At 63.5% G+C, this 6,080-nt stretch carries 5 protein-coding genes and 1 pseudogene; 5 read left to right on the top strand and 1 reads right to left on the bottom strand.

What is annotated here, in order from left to right:
- From EN884_RS39705 to EN884_RS22015, 5 genes and pseudogenes are all read left to right on the top strand, one after another.
- A pseudogene (locus tag EN884_RS39705) lies at positions 1-178 on the top strand (glycosyltransferase family 4 protein); the annotation flags it as partial.
- A 50-nt stretch (positions 179-228) separates the two neighbouring features.
- The gene (locus EN884_RS22030; RefSeq protein ID WP_128360734.1) at positions 229-2,391 is read left to right on the top strand and encodes an amylo-alpha-1,6-glucosidase; all 2,163 of its coding nucleotides are present in this window, start codon (positions 229-231) and stop codon (positions 2,389-2,391) included.
- Positions 2,392-2,533: 142 nt separating this feature from the next.
- Entirely contained in the window at positions 2,534-4,315 is a 1,782-nt protein-coding gene (locus EN884_RS22025; RefSeq protein WP_013530900.1) for a trehalose-6-phosphate synthase, read from the top strand.
- A 53-nt stretch (positions 4,316-4,368) separates the two neighbouring features.
- A complete protein-coding gene (otsB, locus tag EN884_RS22020; protein WP_032898633.1) occupies positions 4,369-5,094 on the top strand; it encodes a trehalose-phosphatase in 726 nt (241 codons plus the stop codon).
- Positions 5,095-5,154: 60 nt separating this feature from the next.
- Positions 5,155-5,412 carry a hypothetical protein gene (locus tag EN884_RS22015; protein WP_063168507.1) on the top strand — a complete coding sequence of 86 codons (258 nt, stop codon included), beginning with the start codon at positions 5,155-5,157 and terminating at the stop codon, positions 5,410-5,412.
- Between the two features lie 30 nt (positions 5,413-5,442).
- Here EN884_RS22015 and EN884_RS22010 read toward each other — a convergent pair.
- Positions 5,443-6,080: SDR family oxidoreductase (locus EN884_RS22010; protein ID WP_128360733.1), on the bottom strand; the 638-nt coding region annotated here is incomplete at its 5' end.

Raw genomic sequence — 6,080 nt, 5'->3', positions numbered from 1 at the left:
TTTTATCGCTGCCACAATGGATAGCGCGGTCGCTGCGGTGCCGGACTTGCTGCAACTCGACAGGCGAAAGGTGAGGGCCGTTTTCGAAAAGCGGTTCTCCGCCCGAAGAATGGCCGGCGACTATCTGGCCGCCTATGCGGGCCTGATCGGCGTCCCGAGCACGGCGAAGGCGTCTTGAGCAGCGACGTGCTCGAGCCACGGCAACGAAACAACAGGGATCTTTGACGAATGGCCCAACTCGATGAGGGCCAGCTCGATCCTGCGGTTGCGCTTGCATCGCTCGACGCCACCGCCCCTCGCGAGCCGCATCGGTTGTTTGCGCTCAAGCAGGGCGATTGCTTCGCCGTTGCCGACGCCTATGGCGACATACGTGGCGCCGGCGACGGTTTCTTTCGCGACGACACGCGGGTTCTTTCCGAGTTCCGGCTGACCGTCGGCGGCAGGCAGACATCTCTGCTCGGCGCCTCGCTCAGCCAGGACAATGTGCTGTTCACCACCAATTTGACCAATCTGCCGATACAGAGCGCCGGTGGACGCGACATCCCGCAGGGAGCCATTCACATCGAACGCGTCAGACTGCTTTGGCAGGACAGGCTGTTTGAACGCATCACCCTTTCCAATTACAGCCGGGAACACTCGACGATCAGCGTTTCCCTGCACTATTCCGCCGATTTCCGCGACATGTTCGAAGTGCGTGGCTCGACACGGCCGAAGCGCGGGCTGGCCCATGCCGCCGAAACAAACGCGACGTCGGTCCTGCTGCGCTATGATGGGCTCGATGGCCTGGCCCGCCTCTCGGCGATATCGTTCTCGCAGGCGCCGGACCAACTGAGTGCCAACCGTGCCGATTTCCTGATCGCCGTGACCAAGCGCAGCAGGAAGGTGCTTTATGTCGAGGTCGGTCCCGAGGTGGCCGACAAGCCCGACCGCGACCGGTTCCGCGCCGCTGCCGCCCGCGCCCGCTTTGGCATGCGGGCCAAACGTCGCCATGGCGCGACGGTGCGCAGCTCGGGCCGTGTCTTCAACGACTGGGTCGAGCGCGCTCGCGCCGATGTCGCGCTGCTGACCACCGAGCTGGCGACCGGCCCCTATCCCTATGCCGGCATCCCCTGGTTCTCGACGGCGTTCGGCCGCGACGGCGTCATCTCGGCGCTGCAGATGCTGTGGCTCAATCCGGGCCTGGCGCGGGGCGTGCTGGCCTTTCTGGCCCAGCATCAGGCGACCGAGACATCGCCGTTCAGCGATTCGCAGCCGGGCAAGATCATGCACGAGACCCGCAAGGGCGAAATGGTGGCGCTGCGGGAGCTTCCCTTTGGCCGCTACTACGGTGGCGTCGATACGACACCGCTCTACATCTACCTTGCCTGTGCCTACGCCGATCGTACCGGTGACATGGCGTTCATCGACGGCCTGTGGCCGTCGCTGTGCGCCGCGGCCGAATGGACGGAGGAGGCGGGCCGGGAAACCGGATTCGTGACTTACCAGCGAGCGGCCGAGTCCGGCCTCGCCAACCAGGGATGGAAGGACAGTTTCGATTCGGTCTTCCATGCCGATGGCCGCATTCCCAAGGGCCCGATCGCCCTTGTCGAAGTGCAGGGCTACGTCTTTGCCGCCTTCCGGGGGCTGGCGGCACTTGCCCGTCGCCGGGGCGAGAACGACAGGGCCGACCACTGGGATGATCGCGCCGAAGCGATGCGGGTTGCCGTGGAACGGGATTTCTGGCTTGACGATCTCGGCTTCTATGCGCTGGCAATCGACGGTGCCGGCGAGCCCTGCAAGGTGCGGACCTCGAATGCGGGGCATCTGCTCTTTGTCGGATTGCCTGAGCCGGCGCGGGCCCAGATGGTGGCTGACCAGCTGCTTTCCGCCTCCTTCCATTCGGGCTGGGGACTGCGGACGCTCGCCGACGATGCCGTGTTCTTCAATCCGATGTCGTACCACAATGGCTCGATCTGGCCGCACGATACCGCCCTTTGCGGTGCCGGGCTGGCGCGCTATGGCGAGCGCGAAAGCGTGGTTCGCCTGATGAGCGGCACGTTCGAATCCGCGGTCCATTTCAACATGCGGCTGCCCGAACTGTTCTGCGGTTTTACACGTGCGCCGGGCGAAGCACCCATCGCCTATCCCGTCGCCTGCCTGCCGCAAGCGTGGTCGGCGGGCTCCGCTTTCATGTTGATGCAGGCCTGTCTTGGCCTGGAGATCGACGGCTGGGAGGGTGAGATTCGCGTCGGCCGCCCCAGGCTGCCGATCGGCATCGACACGCTGACACTGCGGCACCTGGGCGTCGGCGACCGGGTCGTCGATCTCACCTTCCAGCGCGTCGGCGACCGGGTCGTCGCTTTCCTGGCCGACCGCCATGAAGGGCTGGTGCCGCTCATAGTAAGAACATGATCCGAACAAAATTGGCGGAACCGATCCAGGCCTTGTGCGTTGCAAAAACACTGGTCCGAACGCCGACCACGTGGCCGGCGGACCGTTTCAAACGGGAAACACGAACAAACGGTCGCCGACGGCCGGGGTGAGTTGACGTTCAATGACAAACTACGGTGCGGACCTGCTCTGGGTTCTGATTTTCGCGAGCCTCGGTTTTTCCGCTCTTGCCGTATTCCTCTCCATATCGCGGCACCGTCGCCGTCATCCTCCTGCCGTCCCACATACGGCAGGCGAAGATGTGGCGGCGGAGGCCGCGCGCAAGGTGATACGGGAGTTCGAAAAGAACGGCCAATCGGCCGATGCCGCGCTGGTGACCTGGTCGCCAGAAACATTGCGCAAGATCCTGGCCGACGATCTGCCCGATGCGCAGGTTATCGTGGTGTCCAATCGCGAGCCGTACATCCACAATGTGAAGGACGACGGCGTCGAGTTGCTCGTCCCGGCCAGCGGGCTGGTGTCGGCGCTCGAGCCCATTACCCGCGCCTGTGCGGGCACCTGGATCGCCTATGGCGGCGGAACGGCGGACCGCCTTACCGTCGACGACCACGATCGCGTGCAGGTGCCGCCTGGCAACCCGTCCTACACGCTGCGCCGGGTCTGGCTGACGGAGGAAGAGCATCAGGGCTATTATCTCGGTTTCGCCAATGAGGGCCTTTGGCCGCTTTGCCATATCGCCTTCACCCGGCCGATTTTTCGTGCCTCCGACTGGGCTGCCTATGAAGCCGTCAACCGGAAGTTTGCCGATACGGTGGTTGCCGAGGCGCGCAACGAGCGGCCGATCGTGCTGGTCCAGGATTACCATTTCGCGCTGCTGCCGCGCATGATCCGCGAGCGCTTGCCGGAGGCGATCGTCATCACTTTCTGGCACATCCCGTGGCCAAATTCGGAAGTGTACAGCATCTGCCCATGGCGTGAACGCATCCTCGAAGGCCTGCTCGGCAGCTCGATCATCGGCTTCCACACTCAGTTCCATGCCAACAATTTCACCGAAAGCGTCGATCGCTTCCTGGAAAGCCGCATCGAGCGGGCCGATGCGGCCATCTCCTACGGCGGACGGACCACATTGGTGCACGCCTATCCGATCTCGATAGAATGGCCGGCGGACCTGCTGGCGAAACTTCCCGCTGTCGACGATTGCCGCGCTCGCATGCGCGAGAGGTTCGGCCTTAAAGCGGATGTGAAGCTGGCCGTCGGGGTCGAGCGCCTCGATTATACCAAGGGCATTCTCGATCGGTTTCACGCTTTGAACGAATTGTTCAAGCGACAGCCTGAGTGGATCGGAAAACTGGTCTTCCTGCAGATCGCGGCACCCAGCCGCGGCACGCTGCCTGCCTACAAGCTGCTCCATGACGAGTGCCACCGTTATGCCGAAGAGCTCAACCGGCGTTATGGCAGCGAGGGCTACAGGCCGGTGATCATGGTGGCCGAACATCACTCGCAAGAACAGGTCTACGAGATCTATCGGGCCGCCGACATATGCATGGTCACCAGCCTGCATGACGGCATGAACCTCGTCGCAAAGGAATTCGTCGCCGCGCGCGACGACGAGCAGGGCGTTTTGATGCTCAGCACATTCGCCGGCGCCTCGCGTGAATTGCTGGAGGCGCTTATCGTCAACCCTTACGATGCCGCCATGATGAGCGGAGCGCTGTTGCAGGCACTGACCATGTCGCCCGAAGAACAGCGCGAGCGCATGCGCCCCATGCGCGAGACAATCCGCAACAACAATGTCTATCGCTGGGCCGGCAGCATGCTTCTGGATGCGGCACGTTTGCGCAAGCGCGGGGACCTCGATCGGGTGACCGGTGCCGTCAGCGACCCGCCGCCCAGCGTCGACAATGTCGTCTCCATTTTTGAGCGCAGACGGGTGGCGATGTCATGAGCGATGCGCTGCAAAATATTGTTGGCGAGACCCTGCACAAGCCGCAGGCCGTCATGGAGAAACCGCACACTGTGCTGACCGGCGAATGGGCGTTGTTCCTCGACATCGACGGCACCCTGCTGGAACATGCCGAACACCCGGACGCCGTCTCGGTCAGCGACGAGCTCCGCTCCTTGCTGCAAGGCCTGGATCGCAAGCTGAACGGGGCATTGGCCTTCATAACAGGCCGTTCCGTCGCGGCTGTCGATCATCTGTTTCAGCCTTTGAAGCTGCGCGCCGCCGGGCTCTATGGCCTGGAACATCGGCTCCTACCGAACGACGACGTCGAAGTCGCGGATGAGCCGGCGGATATTTCTGCGCTTGCCGACGAGATCGAGGCCGAGCTCGGTCGTGGCGCCTATATCGAGCGCAAAGGACGGGTGCTGGCCATCCACACGCGCGCCGCCCCGCATCTGCTTCCGCGCGCGACGCAGCTTGTCGAGCAGGCGCTGGCCACGCTGCCAAAGGGCTACCGGGTGGTTCCCGGCAATGCCGGTGTTGAACTGCTGCCGCTCGAGGCCGCCAAGGGCGCCGCGATCCGGCGTTTCATGGAAATTGCGCCATTCACGGGCCGTCGCCCGGTCTTCCTGGGCGACGACACGTCGGATGAAAACGGTTTTGAGGCCGTCAATGATGCCGGCGGCATATCGATACGCGTCAAACCACCAGCGCACACCGCAGCGCGGTACGGGCTTGCCGACGTTGTCGAGACGCTGGCCTGGCTGAGAGGTCAACTTTAGATCCAGCCGACGCAACCGCGATCGCGCCTCCTGGAAAGGGCAAGGAAAGGAACGGTTTCGATGGGACGCTTCGCACAATTGGTCCGAGAGATCACCCCGAACTGGCTGCACTCTCGCTCCTCCCGCCATGACATTGCCGACGTTTCACCGTCCGACGCGGATTTCAGCTGGCAAGAGGCGATCGATAACAAGATGTATGGGGCTGATACGCCTGATTATTCCTATGTTCCGGAAAAGACCGCTTCAGATGCGGTGAGACCGGGCGGTGACAGCCCCGGCGAAAAGAGCGTGCGGGGTGATCCAAAGAGAGCCAATTGAGGGTGAAAGCCTGTCGGCGCCCGAGGAACGCTAGGCCGCAAATCGCAGTCCGCCGTCGCAGGTCAGCACCTGACCGGTCATGAAGCCGTTGGAGACGAGGAAGGCTATTGCCGCGGCGACGTCTTCGGCGCGACCGATGCGGCCGACCGGGGTCCTGCCGGCATAGTCGGCAAACAGCGCCTGCCTCTGCTCCTCGGCCAGAAAGTCCCACCAGGGCGTGTCGATGACGCCTGGCGCCACGACATTGACGCGCAGCGGTTTCAACTCCATCGCCAGGATCGGCACCACGGTCAACAGCATGCCGTTGATGGCGGCGATACCGGCGACGCCGGGCGTTGCGAGCTGCGCCGACACCGCCGAGATGAAGGTGACCGATCCGGCCTTGTTGAGTGTCGGCAAGGCGGCCTGCAGGCAGGACAGCTGCGGGCGGACCTTTTCCTCCACGCCACTGCCGATGTCACTCAGGTCAAGCGCCGGGAACGGGCCGAGGCCCTTGCCGCCGCTGGCCGCCAGCACCAAGTGATCAAAGGGGCCGAGGCGCTCGAAGAATTGACGGACCTCATCCGGCTTCGACGCGTCGAAAGCGGCCTTCTCGGCAGCACCGCCAAGGCTCTTCCAAGCGCTCTTCAGCTTGTCCTCGTTGCGGCCGGTGATGGTTACCTTCATGT

Source organism: Mesorhizobium sp. M7A.F.Ca.AU.001.01.1.1 (assembly GCF_004022735.1).
GTDB classification, from domain to species: domain Bacteria; phylum Pseudomonadota; class Alphaproteobacteria; order Rhizobiales; family Rhizobiaceae; genus Mesorhizobium; species Mesorhizobium ciceri.
This window is presented reverse-complemented; position numbering and strand designations above follow the sequence as displayed.

What these genes read in the sequence shown, in the direction of transcription:
- EN884_RS22025 (WP_013530900.1), top strand. Translation starts at nt 2,534, where the DNA reads ATGACAAACTACGGTGCGGACCTGCTCTGGGTTCTGATTTTCGCGAGC.
- EN884_RS22030 (WP_128360734.1), top strand. Translation starts at nt 229, where the DNA reads ATGGCCCAACTCGATGAGGGCCAGCTCGATCCTGCGGTTGCGCTTGCA.
- otsB (WP_032898633.1), top strand. Translation starts at nt 4,369, where the DNA reads ATGGAGAAACCGCACACTGTGCTGACCGGCGAATGGGCGTTGTTCCTC.
- EN884_RS22015 (WP_063168507.1), top strand. Translation starts at nt 5,155, where the DNA reads ATGGGACGCTTCGCACAATTGGTCCGAGAGATCACCCCGAACTGGCTG.